Annotated in this window: 22 protein-coding genes; 12 read left to right on the forward strand and 10 right to left on the reverse strand. The window is 54.9% G+C overall.

Going from position 1 to position 24,102, the window contains the following annotated elements; translation table 11 throughout:
- The first annotated feature begins 119 nt into the window (after nt 1–119).
- The 6 genes from DU484_RS00135 to DU484_RS00160 all read left to right on the forward strand — a co-directional run bounded on the left by DU484_RS00135 (nt 120) and on the right by DU484_RS00160 (nt 5,007).
- Nucleotides 120–1,136 carry a hypothetical protein gene (locus DU484_RS00135; RefSeq protein WP_114604709.1) on the forward strand — a complete coding sequence of 339 codons (1,017 nt, stop codon included), beginning with the start codon at nt 120–122 and terminating at the stop codon, nt 1,134–1,136.
- A gap of 186 nt (nt 1,137–1,322) precedes the next feature.
- On the forward strand, nt 1,323–1,700 hold the full coding sequence (locus tag DU484_RS00140) for a hypothetical protein (protein WP_114604710.1): 378 nt from the start codon (nt 1,323–1,325) through the stop codon (nt 1,698–1,700).
- A gap of 224 nt (nt 1,701–1,924) precedes the next feature.
- Nucleotides 1,925–2,173, forward strand: a complete 249-nt coding sequence (locus DU484_RS00145; protein ID WP_114604711.1) for a hypothetical protein — start codon at nt 1,925–1,927, stop codon at nt 2,171–2,173.
- A 284-nt stretch (nt 2,174–2,457) separates the two neighbouring features.
- A complete protein-coding gene (locus tag DU484_RS00150; RefSeq protein ID WP_114604712.1) occupies nt 2,458–3,111 on the forward strand; it encodes a DUF192 domain-containing protein in 654 nt (217 codons plus the stop codon).
- A 125-nt stretch (nt 3,112–3,236) separates the two neighbouring features.
- Nucleotides 3,237–3,848 (forward strand): hypothetical protein, encoded by a 612-nt coding sequence (locus tag DU484_RS00155; RefSeq protein WP_157969433.1) that lies wholly within the window; start codon nt 3,237–3,239, stop codon nt 3,846–3,848.
- Nucleotides 3,849–4,425: 577 nt separating this feature from the next.
- A complete protein-coding gene (locus DU484_RS00160) occupies nt 4,426–5,007 on the forward strand; it encodes a hypothetical protein (RefSeq protein WP_187347680.1) in 582 nt (193 codons plus the stop codon).
- 175 nt (nt 5,008–5,182) lie between these two features.
- Here the strand turns inward: DU484_RS00160 and DU484_RS00165 are convergent, their stop codons facing one another.
- Entirely contained in the window at nt 5,183–5,695 is a 513-nt protein-coding gene (locus tag DU484_RS00165; RefSeq protein ID WP_262342761.1) for a zinc ribbon domain-containing protein, read from the reverse strand.
- A 150-nt stretch (nt 5,696–5,845) separates the two neighbouring features.
- Between DU484_RS00165 and DU484_RS19250 the strand changes: the two genes are divergently transcribed.
- Both DU484_RS19250 and DU484_RS00175 read left to right on the forward strand, forming a co-directional pair.
- Nucleotides 5,846–6,919 carry a competence protein CoiA family protein gene (locus DU484_RS19250; protein ID WP_157969434.1) on the forward strand — a complete coding sequence of 358 codons (1,074 nt, stop codon included), beginning with the start codon at nt 5,846–5,848 and terminating at the stop codon, nt 6,917–6,919.
- Between the two features lie 68 nt (nt 6,920–6,987).
- On the forward strand, nt 6,988–8,211 hold the full coding sequence (locus DU484_RS00175; RefSeq protein WP_114604716.1) for a competence protein CoiA family protein: 1,224 nt from the start codon (nt 6,988–6,990) through the stop codon (nt 8,209–8,211).
- Between the two features lie 195 nt (nt 8,212–8,406).
- Here the strand turns inward: DU484_RS00175 and DU484_RS00180 are convergent, their stop codons facing one another.
- The 7 genes from DU484_RS00180 to DU484_RS00210 form a co-directional block, all read right to left on the reverse strand.
- Nucleotides 8,407–9,699 carry an SAVED domain-containing protein gene (locus tag DU484_RS00180; protein ID WP_114604717.1) on the reverse strand — a complete coding sequence of 431 codons (1,293 nt, stop codon included), beginning with the start codon at nt 9,697–9,699 and terminating at the stop codon, nt 8,407–8,409.
- Nucleotides 9,696–12,062 carry a ThiF family adenylyltransferase gene (locus tag DU484_RS00185; protein ID WP_114604718.1) on the reverse strand — a complete coding sequence of 789 codons (2,367 nt, stop codon included), beginning with the start codon at nt 12,060–12,062 and terminating at the stop codon, nt 9,696–9,698. The genes DU484_RS00180 and DU484_RS00185 overlap by 4 nt, the downstream gene beginning before the upstream one ends.
- Before the next feature lie 17 nt (nt 12,063–12,079).
- Entirely contained in the window at nt 12,080–13,195 is a 1,116-nt protein-coding gene (locus DU484_RS00190; RefSeq protein ID WP_114604719.1) for an SMODS domain-containing nucleotidyltransferase, read from the reverse strand.
- Nucleotides 13,196–13,259: 64 nt separating this feature from the next.
- On the reverse strand, nt 13,260–14,504 hold the full coding sequence (locus DU484_RS00195; protein ID WP_114604720.1) for a phage integrase SAM-like domain-containing protein: 1,245 nt from the start codon (nt 14,502–14,504) through the stop codon (nt 13,260–13,262).
- Nucleotides 14,501–14,959 carry a hypothetical protein gene (locus DU484_RS00200; RefSeq protein ID WP_114604721.1) on the reverse strand — a complete coding sequence of 153 codons (459 nt, stop codon included), beginning with the start codon at nt 14,957–14,959 and terminating at the stop codon, nt 14,501–14,503. Before DU484_RS00200 ends, DU484_RS00195 begins: the two co-directional genes overlap by 4 nt.
- A gap of 3 nt (nt 14,960–14,962) precedes the next feature.
- Nucleotides 14,963–15,544 (reverse strand): DUF7342 family protein, encoded by a 582-nt coding sequence (locus DU484_RS00205; protein ID WP_114604722.1) that lies wholly within the window; start codon nt 15,542–15,544, stop codon nt 14,963–14,965.
- A gap of 499 nt (nt 15,545–16,043) precedes the next feature.
- Nucleotides 16,044–17,720 (reverse strand): transposase, encoded by a 1,677-nt coding sequence (locus DU484_RS00210; protein ID WP_114604723.1) that lies wholly within the window; start codon nt 17,718–17,720, stop codon nt 16,044–16,046.
- A gap of 172 nt (nt 17,721–17,892) precedes the next feature.
- On the opposite strand from DU484_RS00210, the gene DU484_RS00215 reads away from it, so the two are divergent.
- The 4 genes from DU484_RS00215 (at nt 17,893) to DU484_RS00230 (ending at nt 22,952) form a co-directional block, all read left to right on the forward strand.
- The gene (locus tag DU484_RS00215; protein WP_114604724.1) at nt 17,893–19,194 is read left to right on the forward strand and encodes a TIGR00341 family protein; all 1,302 of its coding nucleotides are present in this window, start codon (nt 17,893–17,895) and stop codon (nt 19,192–19,194) included.
- A 60-nt stretch (nt 19,195–19,254) separates the two neighbouring features.
- The gene (locus DU484_RS00220; RefSeq protein WP_114604725.1) at nt 19,255–20,112 is read left to right on the forward strand and encodes a universal stress protein; all 858 of its coding nucleotides are present in this window, start codon (nt 19,255–19,257) and stop codon (nt 20,110–20,112) included.
- A gap of 278 nt (nt 20,113–20,390) precedes the next feature.
- Entirely contained in the window at nt 20,391–21,719 is a 1,329-nt protein-coding gene (locus DU484_RS00225) for a TIGR00341 family protein (RefSeq protein ID WP_157969435.1), read from the forward strand.
- A gap of 18 nt (nt 21,720–21,737) precedes the next feature.
- Complete coding sequence (locus DU484_RS00230) at nt 21,738–22,952, forward strand: cation:proton antiporter (protein WP_114604727.1); 1,215 nt, start codon at nt 21,738–21,740, stop codon at nt 22,950–22,952.
- A gap of 378 nt (nt 22,953–23,330) precedes the next feature.
- On the opposite strand, the gene DU484_RS20180 is transcribed toward DU484_RS00230, so the two are convergent.
- Together DU484_RS20180 and DU484_RS00240 are read right to left on the reverse strand one after the other, a co-directional pair.
- The gene (locus tag DU484_RS20180; RefSeq protein ID WP_262342762.1) at nt 23,331–23,468 is read right to left on the reverse strand and encodes a hypothetical protein; all 138 of its coding nucleotides are present in this window, start codon (nt 23,466–23,468) and stop codon (nt 23,331–23,333) included.
- A 196-nt stretch (nt 23,469–23,664) separates the two neighbouring features.
- Complete coding sequence (locus DU484_RS00240) at nt 23,665–24,084, reverse strand: universal stress protein (protein WP_114604728.1); 420 nt, start codon at nt 24,082–24,084, stop codon at nt 23,665–23,667.
- Nucleotides 24,085–24,102: the final 18 nt, after the last annotated feature.

A 24,102-nucleotide genomic window follows, 5' to 3' on the forward strand; every position in this document is an offset into this window, starting at 1 on the left:
GCCCTGTATTCAGCAGGACCGCCCAAACTTGTCAGATGTTGAGAATTTCAAGAGCGCCGTCTGACCGAGCCACCCGGTACGGCCTCGTACTGGTTTATCAACCACAGGGGAGTGAGGCCATGACGACACGACGAATTCAATCCAGCAAGGGGAGCCTTCCGCCGCTCTCGCTCCCGCCAGGAGCGCTCGCGAAGACCGATCAGCAGCACCGCTACGACGTCGACGACGAGCCGCCGACCATCGAACCGATCGAACATCGCATCCGACTCGATTTCATGACCGCGGGTCCAGTTCATCGCTCACAGCTCCTCGACCAGCACAACCCGTGGACGGCCGACTCCAGCGAGGCTGACCCGTGGCGGGAGGCTGGCCAATCGAAGCCATTCGGCTTGCTGTACGCCGAGGAATCATGTCGGCGAACTCTCGCCGAGGAACGACGGTACTACAACCGTGTCGAGGCAGACCCGTCAGCAGAGTTGGACGACGTCCCCGCATTTCTCGCTCACCGGTTACAGATGTGCCGGGAAACTGATGATCCGTCTGCCGCCCTCGAGGAAGAACGAGCACGTCGCGAACGCTGGTACTCGACGGTCATCCCATGGATGAACCTCTATCACGTCCTCAAACGTTCCTCATACGGCTCGCTCCTACCGCCGTCGGTCGGGCGTAGCGCCGACATCGACGAACTTACTGAGCACAACGCATTCGTCGGAATGGTCGTCGTCGACGACGGGGCTGACATCCGGACGGTCGCACGAGAACACGAGATCCCCGGTCGATTCGTTGTTCACGAACGCGATCTCTCCTCGAGCGCCGTCGAGTGTGCACCGTCGCCGAGCGACTTCGGAATCGACCTCCCGGCTCCGCTGCTGGTCGGTGAGTACGCCAGCGGAAGCCGATATCCGCTATTGCCCTGGTCGGACGGGCTGGTCTGCTCGTGTCCGTATAAACACGATCGGCCCTGGCGGGTACTGTGTAAACACGAGCTGCTGGCGTCTATCATTGCCGGCGGCGTCGACTCGATTTTCCTGCCGGTCACTCGGGGACTGGACATCCCGCATCGGGCGCGACGGTTCGTGAGTCCGGCCATCGCCAGCCGTCACACGCCTCGGACCAACTCGGAACTTCACCGATGAGTCTCCAGCGAGAGGATCTGCGCACGTAGATCGCCACGAGGTTACCCCACAAACTGATCCTGTTCGTCTCTGTGGGGTAACTCAGCGACAGTTAAAATTCAAACTCTCGGGACCCGGCCAGACTCGGACCAGAGAATTTTTCGTCGCGAGCGGAGTTATTAATCGGTCTCCCCGTCAAGAGATCACATGTCTCCATCTGGTGAGGAGTCTCCAAACGACGGCGACGTCGATCTCGACGCGATCCAGTCCGATCTATCGGACATGCAATCCAGCCTCGCTGACCACTACGCCCTGCTCGAACGTGGCCCCGAAATCCGGGACGAGCACGTCATCGAGAGTGAAGTCGAGGTCGTTGTCCCGCCAATTATTGCTGATTACGTCCGGGCGGTTGTCCGCGAAGCTGCCGCGATGACCGTCGAGGAACGTGACCAGTTCCTGTACGAGGAGTTAGTTGGGTTCGAAGTGCGGACCACACGGTACCGCTTCCCTGACGGGGATGTTCTCGAAGTTGGTCCGGATAGGGTCGTGCTCAGGCACCCACCTGATGGGAGTGTCGAAGGATAGTGGCCGGTACAGGAATCTCGGTGTCATCGATCGATGGAATGTCGTAATTACCCCACGGTGCAGGATGCAATTCTGAATTCGTGGGGTAACTCATACCCTCTGGACCGCTCTAGCCGAACACAGCTCATTGGAGGCGTTCGTCAGCCACACGTCAGACAGTCTGCGATTATTTAACATGAGTAGAGAACGAATTGAGGCCACGAGTGATTCGAGCGTGAGGAGTCATGTTTTCAGATGAACCGCGGTCGTTACCCGACTGGATCGAGCGGGGATACGACATCCTCTCGACGGAGATCACCGAAGGCGATCACGACGAGGGGATTCCCCGCAATCGCGCTCGCGATGAGTTAGTTTCCCACGAGGATTTCCCGGACAATCCGGATGATGCGGACTATGCGATTGACCAGCTTCTGAACTCAGGGTGGCTGTACGAGGTTGCCGGGAACCTTCGAGTCACGATACCCGAGGAGTAGGCACGACGACGGCCGTCCTTGTGGCCAATCGGGAAATCTCCTAGCGAGTCGGTTCTATGAGAGTTCGAATTTTGGCTGTTGAGGGGACGGGTCGACCCAGGGACGTTCGAGACAGCCTCCCGCGAGGGACGAAAAATCCGTCTCAACAGTCGCCGAGCCACCGTTAACCACCGTTCTCCGAGCAGAATATCCCGGATCTCTGAGCCAGTAGTTAGGACTGTGCGCAGTGCGCACACTCTGAATGTTCATGCTCCTGAACGACTGATTATCGGTCTCACAGGGCGATGTACAACCCAACCCACGCTGAGCCGACTGTCGACTCGCCTGATTGCGAGAAGACAGCCGAGGCTCCCATCCCAATATTCGAACGCCGAGCGACGGTCGTCTCGGCGTTGGTGATTGGTGTGACGGTCTTCGCTGTCGCCGGTGCCGTCTTCCTGTTGGGAGTTGGAGCTTCCTCAACGGAACTCAAGTCGCCGGTGATCGACGATAATCCGCCAACTCACCGGGTGTTCTTTGAGAACCAGCGTGGGCAGATCCTGTGGGTGTATGATGTCTGGGTGGCCGACACGGATCCCGAGCGCTATCAGGGCCTGAGCGGGACCGAGACACTCGCCGAGGATACCGGTCTGCTGTTTGTCTACGACCAGGAAGCTGCCGACCGGACAATCGTGATGCGTGAGATGCACTATCCAATCGATGTCGTCTTCATCGACGGATCGGGAACCGTCACGGCGGTCCACTCGGCAGCCTCCGAACCCGGAGTTCGCGACGACGAGCTCACGCACTACTCCGGACGAGCGCGATGGATCCTTGAAATTCCTCACGGAACCGCGGAGCGCCACGCCATCGTCCCGGGGACTTCGATTCAGATTACTGGGCCGACGCATGCGTTCGACCCGCAGTCAGCATCCCATCAGGAAGGTAGTTCGAGATGAAGACACCGACACGATCGCCTTCCGAGACATCCCCGTCAAGTCGGCTGTCGCCCCGATCCGGACCTTGCCGCCGACATGTGCTGAGTGCCGTCGCAGCTGCCGGGGTCAGCGGGCTCGCTGGCTGTATGAACATCCTCGGTTCTGAGGATCGTCGAAACGAGCCGCCATCGGCAGAGATTTCAATGACGACCACTCCTGACGAGGGTTCAACCTCGACGACGCCATCTGACACGTTATCGGTGGGTTCGGCGGATACCGACGAACAGTCCACAGCTGAGGCGCCGACGCCTGCAATTCAGACCGACGGGCCGGTCGACAGTTCTTCGACGAACGACGCCCCCTATGACGATCCCGTCGATGGGCTCGCGTTAACAGGGGTAACCGTCCGGATGGGCGAGGAACGCCAGCGTGACAGTATGCTCCGACTAGACGATCAACTCTCCGTCGATATTGAAGGCTCTCGATTCGAGATCCATGGGCGGGGCCACATTGAGTGGGAGTGCGACACCATCAGGCTCAAAACCGTGATTGTCGACGGTCACCATGCTCGGGTGTACGCTGAGACCCGCGAAGTGGATTCCTGCCGGACTCCGGACAATCCGGCGGGGCTGGGTCCGTGGGCGATTTCGTTCAGCATCACGGGACGATTCGAGGGAGGCCAGCCCGACGCACTAACGGCGAGTATTCAGGGGCCCTTCATTCACGACTCGGGCGTGTTCGTCACCGAGCCGCTGTGATGCTTGTGGATTGATCGACTGATCTCTGTTTGCTGGCGGTTTATCGATGGCAACGGGACGAGGAGGCTCACCAGACGCGGCCTCCAGATAACTGATGACCCATTCCACCAACCAGACGGATCTCTCTAACCGATTATCGCAGCCCAGCCACCCGTCCCGACAGATCGGTTCGCGAGCAGGATGCGCTCCTGAGAGCTTCGTTACCCCACGCATCCGAGTAATTCGCTTCTGTGGGGTAACGTTAATCGAACGGAGCGAGCCAATTGAGTCGCTTGGGCGGTACACGTGAGCAGAACGAATGTCGGCGGAATTCTCGAGGAACTCCCGCCGGAAACGCTCCTCGAGACTGACCACTTACGACTCATCCGCGCCGGCGTCGCCTGTATGCACGACATCGAGACTGTTCGGGCGTATGTTGCTCACGAGAACCAGCATCGACGCCGACGTTGGATACTCCAAATGCTTGCCGATCGTGCTGCGTCGCTTCGGGAATCTGCCCTAAAGGACCACTCATCGTAGGGCCAGACTCATAGTCCATACTGACGAATTGCTATCACATACCAGAAGGTGACGACTGATGGGAGCACATCCACCCAGTGGCGGCGACCGTGATTTCGTGACGATCTTCAAGACCGGCTCGGTCGACCGAGACGACTATCCAGAATTGACTGAGAACCTGCTCGAAGGGCGGACGCAACTCGCCTCGGAGACAGGATACTTGATGAAATTCGGCGATGTCTCACACCGAGGCCTGACCCCCTTCGATGTCGCTTCACTCCACGACGTTCCTGCGTATCCTCTTCCGGAGGCTGCGTTGGAGGCACTCCCGGCGCACGTTCGGGCCGACCTAGAGCGCGACGGCGCAGTCCAGATGTTCGCTGTCTACGATCGGGACCAGCACCGGTTCGAAGATGTCGCCCTCGCCTGGGAGGAGCAGGATTTCCTCGAACGGATCGCCGAACTGGTGGCTGGCGATTGCTCGCTTCACGAAGCGGTCGACTGGACCGTCGTCGAAGAGGCCGAGCGCTACACCATCGCTCAGTGGGCCGACATCAGAGGCGTCACCGAGGACGCTGTTCGGTCGAATGTCAACTCTGCTCGCGAGAAGTTGCTTGCGGAGGAAGATCGTGAATCGAGTGAAGAATCGCCCCTAGGGTGATTTTCGCTTTCCGGCTCCCAGCAGCATCGACAGAGTAGCGCTCGAATAGGTTTGAGGCATCCCGAGCGGAAGCTACTTCGACGATAGCGCGAGTAAGTCCGATTCGGTCGAAAGTAGCCTATTCTCGAGTAGCACCCTTTATCAACAGAATCAAGACAGCCCTCGCAGCAAAGAACTACTCAGAGAATTCTTGATCGTCGAGTTCCTCATTTGCGAACTCAATCAACTTCTGTAATCTGTCGTTGAACTGGTCCTCGAATTCGGTGTGGAGCGCATCATCGTACATCCGAAGAGTTCGTCCTAGCCCGATGGCGGCAAGCCAGTCTCGGAACTGATTGCTGTTCATATCGTCGACGGACATACTCAGCGCATCCGTGTTCGAACCAGCAGCCCATAGTTGGAGAAGATCGAGGTCATTCACCATCGCTAATCGAGCAAAATCAGCAAATGCTGCGCTCACATCCCGAGATAACTGCGTGTAGGAGACTGAGTCATGGTCAAGTTCTCGCTCTCCCTCCAGCAGTTCGTTGACGTAAGAAAGCGAGCGCACCGACAGGAATCCCTCTCTATCAATCGCCATCGGTGGATCGGTTTCCGACTCTGCAATATCGGATAACGCCCGTCCGCAGGATCCGCAATAGTGGTGAACTTCTTTGGCCTGACTTCCGCAATTCGGGCAGTGGAGCATACTGCAAGCTACGGGTTAGAGGTACTGAGACTTTGCTGGTGGAGATAGCGCAGCATTGGGCCAATAGCATCCGCAGGGTGAGATTGAAATTTGGTGGCTGTAGGAGAAGATTATATTTAAATCACAAACGAAGTCGGGATATCGGAATAGATGCCCTTCATCGCCCTATCCTCTGCCGAAGAAGGTCGTACTACAGTTCTTCCAGAGAACGTAGAGGACGGAACGGATGTCATCTGCCCAGCTTGTGGGGGAACAATGCGACCGCGGGGCCCATTCGAGGATGGTCGTGCCCGTCATTTCTACCATGTTATCTCTGATCCAGGTATCTCGACAGTCAATTGCTCCGGAGACGAGTCGGATCCGCATCGGAAAATGAAGTCTCTCGCAGTATCAGCGCTACGACAGCGGTTTGAACAATACGCTCGCTGCGAACCTGAGGTTACCGTTGATGTTTCCAATACCCCGACGCTTACTGATTCCCGCCGTGCGGATGCTCTCGTCGAGTTCGCCTCTGATGACGCAAATAACTACCTGGGGCGTGGATTGATCGTTGAGGTGCAATACGCACACGACGACAAGGATCTCGACGCGGTTACGCACGACTATCTCTCGGCCGGATATAGCGTCTACTGGGCCAGCCCTGACGATTTTACGAACGATCGATTCCGTATTGAGGAGATGGTCGTCGCATTCGACCAACAAGCCGAGACTGCCTTTGCAGCTTCGTGGGCAGACCCCCCAAAGGTCGATCCGCCTGAAGAGTATTTGGAGGGTTTCGTGAACTCTGAACCCCTGACCTTCACCGACCCGAATCCGGACTGTAACCATACCTGGAAATACGGAGGGAGTGACCTCCACGACCGGTATTTCTGCAAACACTGTCGGCTTGAGCGCTGGAAAGACACTGCTGTAGAGGCGTACATCTACGATGAGTCAACGATCAAGACAAGTTCCGATCTTGCTGACAGAGCTGCTCAAGCAGCGTTCGAACAGCGACAAAAGGAGAATCATCAACACGTCTGGGAACCCCGCGGCGAGAATCGCTATCGATGCCGGTGTGGCGCCCGACTCAACGAGCACAAGGGAAAGCAGATAATCTCAAATGATCCGTTCAAAGATTCCCCCGAAATGACGACCACAGATCCCCGGTACTGCGACCACATCTGGGAACGTGGGGACGGGTGCATGCGCTGTATCTCCTGTGGCCTCGAGGATCCGCTCTAACTAGTTTCATCTTGCTCTGATCTGCAGGCAGGAGAGATTATTTGCTCACTGAGATATTCTTTGCCGGTATGCCCTTCCGCGGTCGTCGTGACGGTCGACCGGTCGTCCCCGCCATTATCGACAATGGAGAAGCCGTCACCTGTCCGGTATGCGGCGGGACGATGTACCCCCGATCGGCGCCGGGCAAGTCCCGACACTTCTACCACGTATCAGACGACGCCGGCCAGCGCTGCTCGAATAGCGGCGAGTCGGAGACCCACGAACATGCAGTCGCTCGTGTCGAGGTCGCTCTGCACCAGCAATTCGGAGAAAACGCCCTCATCGAGACAGAGGTGGACGTCGACATATCCGAAGTGCCGACACCTGTGACCGAACGCCGGGCCGACGCACTCGCGACCTTTGACGATTGGAACCCTTACTTCGGGGAAGGGATCGCCGTTGAGGTACAGCACAGCCACGAGGACAAGGACGTCCATCAGGTGACGCATGACTACTTGACCGCTGGGTACTCGGTCGTCTGGATACGCGCGGCAACAGTCCTTCTCGATACGTTCAACTACGACACGGTCGGTGCCGAATTTGAGCAAGATGACGGCTCTGGATACGCCCAACGGACGAGCAAAGCATGCCGATTTACGAACTGCCAAGCGCTCCTCTACGACGGGGAACATGCGTGGGGGCGCGTGCCGCCCTATGCCCATCCCCGCGGACGGGATGACCTGATTACGTACGATATCTGTACTGCTCAGGGTTGCGAGCTACGCCGGCTTCACGAGCCCGACGGCAGTTACACCTACACCGCGAGCGACGAGCACGGCCCCGACTTTCCCCTGAAAGCGCTCAAGAACGCAATTGTCCGTGAGTACGACCGAGACCCGTTCTGGAAGTGGGCAGGAAGCCAATATCATAACGCGCAGGTGGAGAAACTGCTTGCGACACGACCTGAGATAGAGCGCTGTCGGGGGCCGAAGGGGTTTCACGAATGGGGACGGCGAGAAACACTCTGGACGAACCATTTCGACCAGCCGTTAATCGAACTCCGCGAGTGTATGTACTGTCCCGTTCGGTTAGTGACGAACCATCGAGGGCGGTCAGGACACAGTACATTCTGTCTCTACGGTCGAGAGCCCGATGTGGACTGGGACGACGTGTATTTCCAGGCCAGCCCTCCCGAGTGCGACCACTATCTCTACGACGAGGATGCGATCGAAGATTACTGCCCTAAGTGCGGTGCGACGATGGAATCCTCAGATACAACTCTCCGCGACCACACAAGTTGGATTCCACCATAAATTAGGGTCCAATCATACGATCCAATTCACTAGCCTAAAATGGTTAGAAGCGCTTGCGAGTAAAGAGAACGCGGGTCCGAGAGACTCACTTGCTCCAGTAGATGGTGAGTCTACACTTTGAGAACGCCTTGATATTGATACAACAACAAGAGATCCATCTATTTGTGTAGGGATTAGAAGACCCATCTTCTGCTATTATGATAGCTGCGCTGCAGTTTCATAGGTTCTGCTTCCGCTTTCGGTGTCAAGGATATACGTCTGAATTGTGGGAGAAGTGTTAGTCATCTGTCCAAATAAGAACGCAAGTCCAGCTGGCGTGGCCATAAAGAGATGAATGGTAGACGTTTCTGGAAGGCGATTCATCGCATCCCGAAGGTCCTGCTGGAATACTTTTGCCGCATGTGCTGCTTCAGGAGCTGTTAATCGGTCTTTTGAGTCCTCCTCAAATCCGAATTCCAGAATACCATTAAAGTCCGGTAGTTTGGATTTCGTTTTTCCGACTTCCGGCTTCACATCATCGGTGATGTTCACTAGAACCGCAAGGTCTGAAGCAGTTCGATCAATCTCTTCGAGGTCGCTCTGTAAGTTGCTCTCTTCCAGGTTTAGATTGAGCCGCCATGACGAAAAATTCCCATCCTGATCTGGTTGCATCCACGCAGTACTAATCCCTCGTGTCTCCGGAAGGCAGTATCCGAGCGAGAATACTGCCGGGAGATTGGCCCGCCCTCGAAAACGAAGCTCTCTTCCTGGAGTCTCTTGCTGAAGATAATCGGTCGTTGTACGTAACGCTGGGAGTAACTGCTCATTCCATAGGGATCCATCTGGTATACCGTCGTCAAAGTGGGGTGACCAATCAATACTCACGGCTAGCTGAATATCATGGGAAGGTTTAACATACGTGTCCAGAGAGCATTCTACTGGTGAATTAGACGACAGACGATTGTGGATACATTGTAGTCGACGCTCCAACACAGCATCAACTACAGCATCAAGAGGCGGAAGCTGACTGCTGGTCTTCTGGTTCTGTCCCAATTTGTCTAATATCGAGTTAATGATTCGGCCAATAGCTGAGGAGGAAGAAGAAGTCTCCTCCACTTCCAAAGACTCCATATACCAATGGGAAAGGTCGTATGGGGATTCTGCTTTGGACAAGATTGTTTCCGCCTCGTCATAATCAACACCCGGAGCTAGAACAACAACGACAAAGAACTCATCATCACCCCGCCACCGTTTGTGAAGTTCAGGGAGTTCTGTCTTGAGAATGACCGGGGACTGAGTAACATCACTACTTATAATTGCGACACCACCAGCCAGGTTCGAGTCTTGGAGATCTTCTCGGATTTGTTGCTCTAATGGATCTGGACCGATGTCGTGAACGTCACGCCAAACAGGTATCCCGTGATTCCGGAGGGCAATTTCCAGCTTTTCGGCTAAATTCTGTTGTGAATGTTTGTAGCTAATGAAGACATCCCCAGCTGGATTAGTCATTGAGAGTCACCTACTCTCGCATTCGGGAAGTTAATATCTAAATCAAAACTACTCGTCGGTCTACTTGGACCATCTGGCGGTCCGATATGCTCAAGTTCCTCATAATCACGATTTCGGTGGAAGAGATAGGCTCTGACGGCAAGCGTCTCTGACGGGTTTCCGCCGACAAGGAACATAATCGGATGGGGACATCCATACTCATCAGTCGAAGCAATTTCGTTCATTTGAGCCCGGTCTGAAGAACTCAGCTCCGCAGATCCGCCGGGGTGATAGTGCCATTCTCCCAGATAGTGAATACCCAGACTATCACGAGCCTCTCGCAACCACTCGTCGACGCGTTCAGTACCTCTGGTGAAAGTTGTGGATCCTTGATTGGAATCTCGTGGCGGATCACTGGCACGGATAATCCGTGCGACCGTTTGCTCTAGAGCAGTCCCAGCTAAAATTCCCCCTGTCTCAAGCGGATCTGCCTCGACGCAGATATCAACAATCGCTCTTAAACAACTAGCAGGTATCTCTACCGACACCTCAGAATCTGGGGCCACCCATTTTTCAATATCCTGAAATGGCGGCTCTGCCTCTGAAATCGTAGGCGTGCCATCGTCCCCAGACTCAAGGACTCTGAATTCAGTTCCCCGAAGACCTAACGATGTATCCTGTTCAAGTAGGCGTGTAATCGTTCCAGCCCATATCATGACTTGATCCATACGAATCACTGATGCTGGATGCCAGCAGCCAACGCGCTCAGGAACTGCGTCTTCACCAGGTTGCCACTCAATCTGTTCCTGCAACCGCCACGGTTCGAATTCTTCTTGAAACTGACTAGCCGGAAAACTCAGAGAGTATGATGCGAAATAGAATAACCGGTTTGCTCGTCTACCCATAGACGCCGAACAGAAGAGAACCGGCTCCTCCCACCTACAGGAATTCAGCGCTTGAAGAACAGAATTTGAGGCCGTACAATCGATTACCACATCTACAGATTCAACCACCTCTAATTGGTCGTCTTCCTCCAAAGGAAATGAAACAGAAAATCCATCAACATCGATATGCGGTGATACCGAGTTAAGCCTATTCGCGAGCGCCTCAGCTTTATTCTCTCCCACTTCAGGGAGGGTTAACGTGTGTCTCGCTAGATTGCCAATTTCAAAGGTTTCCCCATCGACAATAGTGAGGTCGTGACATCCGTCCCGTACTAATCCCTCAACAACGGTACTCCCGAGTGCACCGGCACCAATAAGAAGAACACTAGCTTCACGAAGCGGATCTTGGATATGCCCCCGACGAGAGAGCTGTTCGCGAGCCCAGTTGTCTGAATCAAGCCAACGGATAGAATCTCGAGAAAGATCTACTCTAGCCGCGATTTCCTTTCCTCTGGGGGTTTCCCTAAACCCGGGTAACTCAGATGCGGATCTAACATCAGAGAGTTCGATACCCTGCCAATGGATGAGTTCCGAGGATCCTCCGACCTCACTAGGAATTGGAAACCCTAAGAGGAGACAATTGAACGCATCATCTTCGACGATAGAATCTATATTTGCCCGGAGTTCAAATGGATCAATAGAGGAATCCTCCAGTAAGTTTGCCAAATCACTCCAAGTTTCAGGCACCTCCCAAGGAGGCTCGATTGGGGGATCCTCCAGTAACAGCCATGCTCCACGAGTCTGAGAACAGATATGTGAACTAATGTATTCTCCCCACTCCGGATGATACACGACATTGTCGTCTTCATCTCGGAACTGCTCCGTAAGGAAGACATCTGACGGCTCGGTAAGCCCCACGAAGTCAACGAACCCCCAATTACCAAACTCGGATCGCCAAAGTTCGAGGGATTCCGCTGTTTCATTGAATGCGACTCGATTCTGAGGAGCAGTGTTCGTGCTGAATATCGGAAGTTCAAATGGCTCTCCTTCCTGACGGAGTTCTCCCTTAGATGCTGCTTCTAACCACGACAGAGCCCGTTCCAAGTGCCATCGAAGACGTCCATCCGGAGAATTTGGTTCCCCCGTTGCGCCCGATCGCCCGATAATATGTCCGTAGCGAGCCACACAGATGTTCCCTCTTCTCCAAGGAGTATCTTCGTCGCCTGCTACGTTGAGGCGTTGGTGAGGGTAAGTGGCTGTGGTACTCCCTTCTTCAGCAGGGTAAATCCGAATGCTACCTCCAGGATAGGTCGGGTCGATAAGAACGAACCACGTGGACTCCTGTGGAATTTGAGAGGTGGCCTCAATTTCGTCTGGTTGAAGCTTGACTTCAAGAACCCATTTTGATCCCTCTTCGTGCTGAAACGGGCCTTCAACAACCGTGACACCATCAAGGGAATCGAGCGAAGAGACAGCTGCTGTGAGTTCAGAGGGTGGCATCACTAGTCTAAGAATTGTTATGCAAATCGCTGGTCCGAGACACTCGTTGATTTTGAGGAGGAGTCGAGATTGACAGATTTTTCTCCACCATCATCAGAATCGCCATTTCCGTATTCAGGGAAGGAATCGCCAAGAAGATCAGACCACAGATCCCGTGATACCGACTTATCGTCTTCTTCGTATGCTTCTCGAGCTAACGTTGCTGCCTCCCCAGCTGCTTCATGGAAGGCAGCAAAGTCGTCTCCGTCAATTCGAGCAAACACGTCGATCTGCGGAAGTCCTCGAGCAGGGAGAGTGGGTGTGTCATTCATCCGAGCTTCATTTGCATAGCGCTGTTCAATAGTTTCGAAAGTACAAACGATCCCCTCAGCAACGCTATCGATATAATCAGGACAGCACTCGCCGACTAAATGCTCGAGGGGGTATCCCTTTGGGCGTTCAGGTTCAGGAATCTGAGTTCTTCGCCACCATTTGATTGCTTTGACGACGTTTACGTAATGACCGTCTGTTAGGTCGTTCTTTTTTAGGGTCCACTCGATTGTGGCGATGGGGTGTGTTTTATCCCACTCTTCGAGCCGTCGGTCCGGAATATCAAGTGGCTCGTCTCGCCACTCTTCCTCATTCTCGTCAAGAGTCAGTCCAAATGCTTCAGCAACTCGGCTTGATTGGTTTGTGTCCAATCCTTCGCCGACCTCTAAACCGCCAACCGAACCGTCTGGCCGAAGGGCTGCTTTAGCTGCCTCACTGGGGGACGCAGTCAACACTAGATCAATCTCAATACGGTCTTGGTCAATCTCATAGGCCCGATCCTTCCTGGTCCACTGGCCTTCATAGTGCTCTTCTAAGAAAGGCTCACATTTTTCCATAGCTTCTCGTGGGGTTACCTCGTCTTTGTCCAGGTCTGTAACGAATACAATATCAACATCCGATTTTTCATCTCCAATAGGTCTGACGGCAGTCCACCGCCGATAACTCCCTTGAAGGAAATCCCCAACATAGAATTCAGTTATTGGGTCGTCATTTCGGAGTAATTCACGCAGGGTTTCGTGCCCCTCCTTGTAATCCTCAATATGCTGGTCTGAGGGACGGATATTCGTCAGAAAAGTCTCAAAAAGCGACGGAAGGGTTGACATATAGTAACAACACTCCTACTGGCTCATAATGGTCACGAGAGAGGAGTGAAAGTGGAATGGTTTTCTATAAGCCAGAATCGATTTCTTCGAGAGCTTCAGTAGCCACATCGCCTAGTTCGCCCGCTTCGATGTGCGAATACCGTTCACGAACCATTTCTTCGGAGTTGTCGAGATATCGAGCAGCGACCGTATACCCGAACGCGCGAACTAGCACCTCGCCCATCCCACGACGGCCACCGTGCGGAGCAAGATAATCGTGTTTCGGATGGTCGATATCGATTTCTGCGGCCCCCGAGAGCCGTTGGAGAATGGACCGTGCGCCGTCGGTCGTAATCGACGGCGGTCGAATATCCTCATCGAGCGCTAGCAGGAGGTCACGAGCGTACTCCTCACGACGCTCAGTAATTGCTTCCGAGCGTTCCCCTCGTTCGGCTAGCTCTTCGCGGACGAGTTCTGCGAGCGTCCGTTGGTCGAACGTCGGAAACACGGGCCAGCGCTCCGTCGGCGGGTCCATCAGCTGGCGGTAGCTTCGCAGCGGCGAGATCACCGGGTCGGGGAGACTCGCGGCGTCCCACTGCTGTTTCTTCCGGTAGACATCCATACTCCCGTCCTCGAGCGAGAGATCCTCCCAGCGGACGCCGCGCCGGCGCGGGTCGTTCGGGTCCCGAAGGAACTCCCCAACCCGAACGGCGGTGTACGCGAGGACGAACACGAGGGTTCGGTCACGGGCCGCCTTCAGCGCCGCGTAGCGCGCTCGCTGTTTGTCGAGGGGGGCAGTATCCTCCGGGAATGTCGTGTACGCCTCGATGGCGTCGCGGGATCGTTCGTCGACGTGGCGGGTGAGGGCGTGGCGCTGTTCGGACGTCCAGGCCTGCTGATCGCCGGGCTTGCGGCCGTCGTCCTCCGGCAGTGGCGCCATCGCACTCGCTCGTTGTGCGTAATGCGCTTCGAGATACCCCTCGTTGACGCACCAGCCACACCACGCAGAGATATAGCGATAATAGGTTTGTACCGTGTTCTGTTTGAGTCCCCGATCGCCGGCAAGATGCCGGGCGTACTCCCGGAACACGCGTTCGTCGAGATCGTCGAACGTGGGGTCGCGGTCGACATCATCGGGGACGACCCCGGTCCAGTCGTCGTTACTCCGGTCGCCAGCGGCCCACTCGGCGAACCGCTCGAGTTCGCGAGCGGCGTTTCGTCGATAGTTCCCACCGTCCCCACCGCGGCCTTTCCCCTTGTCCTGGAGGTAGCGCTCGAAGGAATTCGCGAGTGGCTGATCGGCACGGTTTCGAGGTGTACCCGGAGTCATGATTCTTCGTTCGCGTACTGGTAGGTCGGACGGACGTCCTCGAGAAGTTCTTCGATGATTTCCCAAAGGATCAGGGAGGGGGTCTCGTGCTTGAATCTAATTCCCCAGCGGTCCTCCGTATTGGCGGTTGAGTATTGAAAATGCGCCTGTCCGAGATTGGGATGGTCCTCGTCTTGGTGCCAGCCGGCGTGAAAGCCCGTGTTCGGATCCGTGTAGTTGATACGGAACCAATCGTCTGGATCCTGTCGATACCACTTGATGGTGAGTTCCGGTGAATCAGGACCTGTCGGGGGATCAAGACGGCCCGGAGCGAAAATCGCTCGCAGCTGCTTGGCCTCGATATCATCAGGAACGAACTCGACCGCCGTGATCTGTGGCACACGATCGAGGACATCCCGCTTTAGCTGCGCATAGAGGTTCGCGTTCGGATCACCACCTGGATGCGGGACAGACATCCGTTAGCTGTTGGCCTCAGCAGGTTCTGTCGTCGGAGCGAGGAAGTCCCATTCGCGGATGGCGAAGCCAACGATCTGGATCCGTCGCTGCAGGTGCTCCCACTCACGGGCAATCTCACGGCGACGGTCTTCCTCGTCAGCGTCAAGGGACTCGTCAGCGAGCGTTCCGCGAAGTTGGTTCGGTGACTCAACGCCGAATTCGTCCTCCCAGTCGCGGATCTGCGTCTTCATATCGGCGAGACGGTCCGTGAGTTCCTCGACAGTGTGCCCGCTGTCCCGAAGACGCATCGCCTCCTGCATCGCCTGACGGCGATAATCAGGGTAGTACGTCGTGTGGGTGCCGCTCTCGTCACGATGGAGAATACCGTCGTCGACGAGTCGTTCGAGGACGCGCTTGGTTGGTTCGTGTGACCAGCCCGCTTCGGAGGCGATCCAGTTGGCCGTCCGCGGCTCCGACAGCTGCCGGGCGGTCATTCGAACCCGGTCTTCACCCGTAGTCTGGCGTTCCATCAGGCTCTCGGAGTTCGATCCGTCTTCGGTCATACAACATCGTTCGAGCTGCGTCTTAATATAGATTGAGGCCATTAGTTCTATATCGAATTCTTTTCCTCGGTATCGTCCCGAGTTCATCTGAGGAGACTCAGAGAAACCCCGAACCTCGGTCTTGGCGGCTCTACCCTGGGGGAAGCGGCGTCGTGAGGCGGTTACAGCGTTCGTGCTTCACCGACGGCGTCGGGGTACTTCAAAGTAGTCATGATTATTGGGGTAATCATGAGCAAATTTAAATCAGAGCAAAAATACAGAAATCTTGAGGTAGAAGGCCTTGAGAAGAGGAATTCGTGCATTACAGAAGTTAATAAACTGTATGTCGCTATACAAATTGCGGATTCTGTGGGAGTTGAGACTACGGCGGGTTTAGCGGGGCTGTAATGCGTGGTTTCGGGCGAATTTTCGAGGCGAATCTGCTCCAGATTTCCTCTCGATGGCCATCTCGTGTCGTACTACCAACTAGATCGGTGAATTTCCAAGAATCCCGACAGCGTTGCCACTCAGGAATCCGCATTGCCCCGGACAGAGTACCGCCCTATCCAATTCCGGTCTCCTTCTTCAGCAGCGTCAGCGTATTGTCCGCCGTCACAATGGGCGAGTGTTCGTACTCATCCGTCAACTCGGCTTGGACGAGTAGATCGACAGCTCGCCAAATCGAGTAGAGCAGACACGCGAATGCGAAGTAGAAGAACCGCAGCCCGAAATCGATCGACGTCGTCGCGGCCATGAACCGCTTAATCGATCGATAGCCACTCTCGATCTCCCACCGATACCCATACTCAGTGAGGAATCCACCGCCACGGTTGGACATGAACACCGAGTACTGTCGGTGGTCGTCATGCTCTGAGTCTTCTTTCCGGCGGTAGATCAGCGTCGTCTCATGCCACTCGTTCTTGCCGAGATGGAGCTTCCGGTCGGTCTCGTACCGGTCTTGGTCGCGCTGGAGTAACCGCTTCGCCTGGGCTTTCTCGCTGGTCTGCATCCGCTTCGGCACGACGTAGGACAGTCTCCGCTGGCTAATCATCTCCAGGACGTGTTGGCTATCGAACTCCCGATCCATCAGGACGTTATCGACGTGAACAAGGTCCTCAGCCGAATCCAGCAAGTCCTCGACGATCTCCTTCCGACTCTCACCTTTCCGTACCGGGCGAGCATCAAGGACAAGCGGGACAGCGTTGCCGACCAGCTGGACTGTCGCCCACTGGTAGGCGTATTCGTCGTTCTTCTCCTTCGTCCCGATAATCTCATCCTCGTGTCCCGTCCTATCGCCGGTAAAGGGATCGTCCTCAGTGATGTCGATGGCGACAATACCCGCTCGGAAGAACTCCTCTGTCTCCGCGAGCTCGTTGATGAGCTGCCGGAGTGCCTGTCGGTACATCTCGCGGATCTGCTCGATGGAGAGATCGCGAATCTGGTCGCGATGACCGTGTCCGAGTGGTGTTCGCTCACGCGTTGACTCATGGATGAAGCTCCGGGCGCCTTCGTTGGCAGCCAAGTTCTCACGGAGTCCGAGATAGGTCTGTAAGCCCCAGTAGGCGTTTTCGGGAATCTCACAGCCCTCGCCACGATTGAGCGAGAACGCGGGGAACACGACGCGACTGACGTGCTTGGTAATCGTCCCAGCCTTGTCGAGGATGGTCTGATCGTCAGGGTCCGATTCAGCGGTGTCGTGGCCTCGATCCGGGAAGTTTCGTTCTGGTTCGCGTGGTACGGCGACATCCGCGTTCTGCGCTTTGATGAGGATCGTTCGAGCCGCTTTCTGGACCGTCTCGCGGAGATCTCGCGTGAAGCGCTCGTCCCAGCTGCGCCACAGTGTCGATTGGTTGGGGAGTGACTCCAAACCCAGGCGTTCACAAAGTCCGGGGTGACTATCGAGATACTCGAGGAGTGCTGTTTCGTGCTTCCATCCGTGGAGTTCTTTCAGCACGAACACGCGAAAGAGGGTGTCCATCTCATAGCGTGTGGAACTTCCGTAGCGATCATGGGGGTCGAAAATAAAATAGGCCAACGGGAGCGAACAGACGAACTGCTCAAGCGATCCATGCTCGTCGTGTGCGAACCACGTTTTCGCGACAGACCGCACATCTGACTCCAATCCGACTAACGAGCTTCGGTCGTGCAAAGGTGTTGAGTCGTACACCGGCCATTCAACGTATGGTCGCCGGGAGATCCGTCGAAAGACAGTTCGGTGAGATACAGGTGTCGAAGCCACTACGAGACATTGAGCAACAGCCGTTCAAGAACGCGTCCACCATACGGTGGTACCCATCCAATGGGTGGTAGCGTCACAGTGATACAGGTAGCTTCCTGACCCATCACTCGTATACACCTCTTACCTCCTAATTGTAGCACCATTTATCCCGTGCGCATGAGTCGGTATTTTCATGGCTCGGCTGGTTTTCGTGACTATTCCGACCGGAAAACGCGAGGCTGTTCTTGATGTTCTTGATGAGGAAGGTATAGATTATACGCTTGCTGACGAAACGAGCGGGCGCGAATACACCTGTGCGGTTCATTTCCCCCTTCCAACGAGTGCTGTTGAGCCGGTGTTAGACAGCCTTCGAGAAACCGGTCTAAACGAGGATGCCATTACAGTGACCGTCGAGACGGAATCGGTCGCCTCTCGTGATTACGACCAGCTCGAAGAGCGATTTACAGAGGATTCTGAAAGCCCTGAACAGATTGCCAGGGAAGAACTTCAAAGCGCTGCCAAGGATCTCGTCCCAGCTTCCATACCGATATATGCTGGCATGACTATCGTGAGTGCGATCATTGCAACGGCAGGATTGCTTCTAGACTCTGCTGCAGTCGTCGTGGGTTCGATGGTAATCGCACCGCTCATTGGTCCCGCAATGGCCGCAAGTGTCGGCACCGTGTTTCGGGATCGTGATCTCTTTAGAGACGGTGTCAAGCTGCAGATCATCGGGGCCACACTCACGATTGCGAGTGCGGCTCTGTTCGCGATTCTCGTCAGAACAGGGAATCTCGTTCCTCCGGGATTGGATATCCTATCTATCTCGCAAATTCGAGAACGATTTCGGCCGGATGTCTTGTCACTCGTGGTCGCCCTTGGGTCCGGTGCCGCTGGAGTGATTAGCCTTGCTTCGGGACTCTCTTCGGCACTAGTTGGCGTCATGATTGCCGTGGCACTCGTTCCGCCTGCAGCGACCGTCGGCATCGCTATCGCGTGGGGAAACACGGCACTCGCCGTGGGCTCTGGCGTATTACTCCTTGTGAACGTCCTGTCGATCAATCTCGCCGCACTTCTTGTGCTCTGGTATATGGGATACCGGCCCGAGAAATGGTTCTATGTGGAGCAGACCAGAAAGACGTTCATCAAGCGCGTTGGCATTCTCCTGATTAGCATTCTGGTTCTTTCTGCGTTTCTCGGCACGGTGACGTTCTCCTCGTATCAGACTGCCACTGTCGAACAGTCAATCCGGGACGATGTCCAGCAGATTCTCGACGAACCGGCCTATTCGGAGTTCGCTCTTCTCGAAATCCAGTTCGAATATTCGGACAATCTTCTTGCTCAAAGTCCCTCTCGCGTTACTATCTTGATAGGGGCTCCGAGAGGGGAGGCACCACCGGAACTAGGTGATCAAATCAACACCCGTATCGATCGAATCGCCGGTCGAAACGTAGCTGTACAGGTTCGGTATCTGATCATCCAGGAACCCTCATAAGTCTGACCACAGCCCATATTTATCTCAACAGAGGCCAATCATCCATTAGAAAAAACCGTCATGTATCAACGCATTCTACTACCGACTGACGGCAGTGAAGCCTCGGCGACCGCGGCTGAAGCAGCTGTTACACTCGCCGATCAGTTCGACGCGGAACTACACGTAATTCACGTCCTCGAACACGACCAAACCTCCACAGATACTGATGGTATCAATACCTCCGCCGGAAATGGCGAGGAAGCAGTACAAGTGGCTGTCGAATTGGCTGTTTCTTCTAGTGTCGAGGCTACGAGGAGGATCATTGAAAAGGAGAAGTCGATTCATCAAGAGATTCTCACCTACACAGCCGAACACAGTATCGACTGTATCGTGATGGGAATCCGGGGCAGGAGTGAACTCAGCCTCAGCCAGGCTGTCCTCGGGAGCGTCGCAGAACTAACCCTACGCGAGTCTCCCGTACCAGTCATGACTGTCCACGAGGAGACGGTTATCGATCCAGATATCGGTTCGGTACTCGTCCCAACTGATGGGAGCGAGTGTGCACATACTGCCGTTGACCATGCGGAGGAACTGGCGAGATCCGTCGACGCGAAACTGTATATCATCTACGTCGTTGAGATAGGACAGGTACTCAACGGCGATAGAGTCCGGAGACTACGAGAAGCGCTTGAAGAAATCGGTGAGAAGGCGCTAGATCTCGCCCTCGAGAAGGTCCAATCGTCGACGTACTTACCGACTGAAACCTCGCTATTGACTGGCCCGCCCTATCTTGAAATTGTCAAATATGCGGAGGAGCACGATGTCGATTGTATCGTAATGGGGACTCACGGTCGAAAGGGAATACGTCGGTTCCTCCTGGGTAGTGTTACCGAACGTGTAGTTCGCCGTGCTGATGTACCTGTCATCTCGGTGAAATAGGTTTGTCAACAAAACTTCTACCAATGCCACAAGCACCTGAACGCCCGTACTAAAGCCACGCACCAAATTGCGATGCTAGCAGTCGTAACGGTAGCCAGTATCAGTTGTAACGGTGCGCTGACGCGTACGAAATCAGTGAACTTGTGCCCGCCTGGGCCGTAGACTATGCGGTCAAAGACAAAGTAATTGTAGCGGCGTTGTGATGGTTCGCCTATACTGGAATGCGTCTTGTTCGAATTCTCGTTCGATACGAGGACCAATACAAACTTACGTCGGTCTTGGAGGAGAAGAACGTAGACTTCGTGTTAACCCCCGCCGAGAGCCCTCAAAACTACTGTGTCGTCGAATTTCCCCTGCCCGTCGGCGCTGTCGAAGATATTCTTAACGAGGTGCGGGACCAGGGGATTGACGTCGGAAAATATACCGTTGTTACATCTCTCGAGACAGCAACGACGCAGAACTTGGCCGAACTGGAAGAAGAGTACGTTGAGGATTCATCGGATATCAAGCGGATTTCCCATGCGGAATTGCGTGTCGAAGCCCAAGAGCATAAACCCCACATCCGGACGTTCATCATCCTCTCCGCGTTGAGTGCGATGGTCGCTGCTGCCGGTCTCCTTCTCAACTCTGCTGTTGTCATCACTGGCGCGATGGTCCTCGCACCATTCCTTAGTACGATTGTATCAGGGAGTGTTGGACTCACTATCGACGACCGGTCGCTCATCGTCGATAGTATGACCCATCAACCGATGGGGCTCGGAACAGCAATCGTCGGCGCGGGAGTTGCAGGCTTTCTTTTCAGGATATTGAATATCATACCCGCCAATCTGTATCTTCGCTCAATCGATCAGATCCACAATTTCAGCACCCCGAACGCGTTGATCGTGACGATCGCGGTTATTGCCGGGGTGGCAGTTGCGCTCACGGTCGCAGCCGACATCTCCTCCGCCTTTGCCGGGATAGCCGTTGCGGCGGCCATCGTTCCGTCAGCGGCTACAATCGGGCTCGGCCTAGTTTGGCAATCTCCATCTGTCGCATTTGGGGCGCTGGTACTCCTCCTCATCAACGTCGCGACTATCAACGTCGTCTCGTTCCTCACGTTTTTCGCTCTCGGATATCGATCTGAAGTCCTCCGATATATTCAACCAGGATTGACGTTATCCCTCCGGACAACCGGGACTGTTGTAGTCATTCTCATCACGATTCTAGTCCTCGGATTTACGACGATTACAACGTACCAGTACGTTGCGTTCGATCAGACCGTCAATCACGAGGTCGAAGAAGCCCTCGATCGGCCCACGTATACAGAATTGAGTCTCGTCGAAATCCGGACGGAAAACCAGTTAGGTTTGTTTAATCAGGAGCCACGGGTCACGATTGTCGTTGCCAGTAACTCCAACCATCGGTATCCAGCGTTACCGTCCGTGCTACAACAGGAAATCGAATCGAACCTAGAGCAGAGTGTGCAGATCCGTGTCCAGATAATCAATTACCGGACCCCGGGAGTAGTGACGAACTCTTCGACACAAGCGAATTCGATAGATCAGCAGGTCATCTTAGGCAGGAATATCATATTGCCTACTGCTGAAACCAAAGCGACTCCCTGATAGCACTGCGTCGCTACTATGGCTGAATTCACCTTCCATTTCGTACTCATTCTGGCTGTCGTTTACGGGACCAGCTATAGCCTTCGGTTCCTCGAAAGCTACGGGATTCCAGTCGTCGCAATCGAAATTCTGGCTGGAATCCTCTTTGGGTCAATTCTCGGCATCGTTGGGCCAGCATCACCGGGGTTCGACTTCCTCGTTACGCTTGCAGCGTTTGGTCTCTTACTGATTATGTTCCAGGCGGGCTTCGAACTCGATCCAGGTCTCATCAAACGCGAACCGTGGCGGGTAGGGTTAGTGAGCGTTCTCACGTTCTTTGTCCCGTTCCTGTCAGGGGTGGGTCTCGCTCTCTACCTCGGGTTCACGCCCTTTGCAGCGTACCTCGTCGGTGTCGTCATCTCGACTACCTCTCTCGGACTTGTCCATCCGCTACTGTCCGATCTCGATATTCTCCAGTACGAGCAAGGGCAACTGATACTCTCCATCACAGGTCTGAACGATATTTTCTCTATCATTGCCCTTGCATACGGGATTGCTCTGACCGGTGGGAATCCCATCTTTGCTGGATTAGCTGTCACCGGGGCTCTACTGCTGTTTTTCGTAGTCATCCCGTTGTTTTTCTTGGATTGGCTCAAAGACGTCGCGCCAACGAGGCTCGCTGAAGATCCGGTAACGACCAGTATTCTGATCACGGTCGCGCTTGCACTTATCACCGAACGTCTGGGTATTCATGCAGTTCTCGGTGGCTTCTTTGCGGGACTGTTGCTTGATGAAATCACGATCGATGGTCCAGAGATAGAGGCCCCAATGCGACCAGTCGTGACGCTCGCCGCCTCCGCATTTTTCTTCTATGTTGGAATGAATTTCGACGTCAGCGCGCTCTATTCTGCAGGTCTCACCCTCATCCTCCTCGTCGTCGTGATCGGCATCGGTTCGAAGTTCGTGAGTGGACTGGTTGGGGGATATGCGATGAATATCGGGGGTAAGACGACCATGCTTCTCGCATCCTTGATGCCTGGTCGGTTGAGTATTAGTGTGGCTGCCGCTGAGATCGGGAGAAGTCGAGGGATAATTTCCGCAGAGCTATACAACGCGTTCATTATCCTCTCGACGCTCTCTGTGTTTATCTCAACTGGAGCATTTCAGTACTTCATCCGATACTATCCCCCCGATAAGAGTGAAGAAGAGATGTCTGACGAAGCCAAAGAGCAAATTTCTTCGGAGGGCGAGTAATTCTCACGTCGTCTTCGGAATGGTAACCTAATGGTGAGACAGTACTGAGATATCGCTATCGACGGAACGTCATCCAAACCCTTCAAACTGGGTGTGCTCAGGTGGGATGCCGAGTTGTTCGGCCGCCTTGACGAGGCAGGATACCGTTGCGTTGAGACCACACGCATGGACTTCGAGTGTCGCGACGGGTCAAGACGGGTATCGATCGGATAGCGAGGAGGTTCGCTCCGATAGCGCTCGAATTCTGGGGGAGAGACTGATCATCGATCGTGCCGTCTTCGAGGTATTTTGCGAGTCTGTACTGGATGTAGAAAGTCCATCGACCGCGGGTCCCCGCAGTCCGAACAGTCACAGTTCGGCCCGTGGTCGTGTTCGACGTTACTCATCGGCGACTTCCGGCTTTCGGGCGATAATAGTCGCGGAGACGAGGAACTCGCTCACGTGGTAGTCGTCATCCCAGTCACGGATGTCGACATGGGAGGCGTCAGCATCGAGTTCGAGCGTCGAACAGCCCATCGTGGCGCTCTGGGTGATTACGCCGACAATCTCAGTCGTGGGAGCCTACCTCCTGTTTTCACTCCTCGTCTAAGAGAGCGCCCCAACCGCTGAGACCGAGCTGGATCGAGGTGATCCAGATAGTAGTCGTACTGATCGGTCCCACACCGGTAACCGTGCCCGAGCCCGTCTTTCCGGCGATCTTCGTGAAAGCCACTCACCGAACAACAATTACAGGAACGGGCGAGTTGCGGAACACTTTCTGGGCGACGTTCCCGACGACCAGTCGATCGACCAACGAGCCGCCGTGAGTTCCGATGACGACCGCATCGAAGTCGTCGGCTCTGTTCAAAATCGCCCGAGCCGGGTGGCCCAGTTGAACCTCGGTCGTGATCTCGACATCGTACTCGGCGGCGAGGTTCCGGGCGCCATTGAATACGTCCTCCGCACGCTCTTCGGCAGCCTCTTCGAGATCTTCCTCGAGAGCGAGTGACGTGGCTGTTCCCCCCCACGGTGACGGTTCGCCCACGACGTGCATGACAGTAATCTCCGCGTCGGGGTGGTTCTCGAGGGCGTACTCAAGCGCTCGCTGGGCCATTTCCGAGTCGTCCATCGGAACGAGAATTCGTGAGAGCATGAGATAGCTACGGACGCG

It is taken from the genome of Haloplanus rubicundus (genome assembly GCF_003342675.1).
In the GTDB taxonomy this organism is placed as follows: domain Archaea; phylum Halobacteriota; class Halobacteria; order Halobacteriales; family Haloferacaceae; genus Haloplanus; species Haloplanus rubicundus.

Excerpts from the sequence above, each read along its gene's own strand:
- DU484_RS00140 (WP_114604710.1), top strand. The coding sequence starts at position 1,323 with ATGTCTCCATCTGGTGAGGAGTCTCCAAACGACGGCGACGTCGATCTC.
- DU484_RS00175 (WP_114604716.1), top strand. The coding sequence starts at position 6,988 with ATGCCCTTCCGCGGTCGTCGTGACGGTCGACCGGTCGTCCCCGCCATT.
- DU484_RS00155 (WP_157969433.1), top strand. The coding sequence starts at position 3,237 with ATGAACATCCTCGGTTCTGAGGATCGTCGAAACGAGCCGCCATCGGCA.
- DU484_RS00180 (WP_114604717.1), bottom strand. The coding sequence starts at position 9,699 with ATGACTAATCCAGCTGGGGATGTCTTCATTAGCTACAAACATTCACAA.
- DU484_RS00185 (WP_114604718.1), bottom strand. The coding sequence starts at position 12,062 with ATGCCACCCTCTGAACTCACAGCAGCTGTCTCTTCGCTCGATTCCCTT.
- DU484_RS00205 (WP_114604722.1), bottom strand. The coding sequence starts at position 15,544 with ATGGCCTCAATCTATATTAAGACGCAGCTCGAACGATGTTGTATGACC.
- DU484_RS00195 (WP_114604720.1), bottom strand. The coding sequence starts at position 14,504 with ATGACTCCGGGTACACCTCGAAACCGTGCCGATCAGCCACTCGCGAAT.
- DU484_RS00220 (WP_114604725.1), top strand. The coding sequence starts at position 19,255 with ATGTATCAACGCATTCTACTACCGACTGACGGCAGTGAAGCCTCGGCG.
- DU484_RS00240 (WP_114604728.1), bottom strand. The coding sequence starts at position 24,084 with ATGCTCTCACGAATTCTCGTTCCGATGGACGACTCGGAAATGGCCCAG.
- DU484_RS00135 (WP_114604709.1), top strand. The coding sequence starts at position 120 with ATGACGACACGACGAATTCAATCCAGCAAGGGGAGCCTTCCGCCGCTC.
- DU484_RS00190 (WP_114604719.1), bottom strand. The coding sequence starts at position 13,195 with ATGTCAACCCTTCCGTCGCTTTTTGAGACTTTTCTGACGAATATCCGT.
- DU484_RS00230 (WP_114604727.1), top strand. The coding sequence starts at position 21,738 with ATGGCTGAATTCACCTTCCATTTCGTACTCATTCTGGCTGTCGTTTAC.
- DU484_RS20180 (WP_262342762.1), bottom strand. The coding sequence starts at position 23,468 with ATGGGCTGTTCGACGCTCGAACTCGATGCTGACGCCTCCCATGTCGAC.
- DU484_RS00160 (WP_187347680.1), top strand. The coding sequence starts at position 4,426 with ATGGGAGCACATCCACCCAGTGGCGGCGACCGTGATTTCGTGACGATC.
- DU484_RS00165 (WP_262342761.1), bottom strand. The coding sequence starts at position 5,695 with ATGCTCCACTGCCCGAATTGCGGAAGTCAGGCCAAAGAAGTTCACCAC.
- DU484_RS19250 (WP_157969434.1), top strand. The coding sequence starts at position 5,846 with ATGCCCTTCATCGCCCTATCCTCTGCCGAAGAAGGTCGTACTACAGTT.
- DU484_RS00150 (WP_114604712.1), top strand. The coding sequence starts at position 2,458 with ATGTACAACCCAACCCACGCTGAGCCGACTGTCGACTCGCCTGATTGC.
- DU484_RS00200 (WP_114604721.1), bottom strand. The coding sequence starts at position 14,959 with ATGTCTGTCCCGCATCCAGGTGGTGATCCGAACGCGAACCTCTATGCG.
- DU484_RS00145 (WP_114604711.1), top strand. The coding sequence starts at position 1,925 with ATGTTTTCAGATGAACCGCGGTCGTTACCCGACTGGATCGAGCGGGGA.
- DU484_RS00215 (WP_114604724.1), top strand. The coding sequence starts at position 17,893 with ATGGCTCGGCTGGTTTTCGTGACTATTCCGACCGGAAAACGCGAGGCT.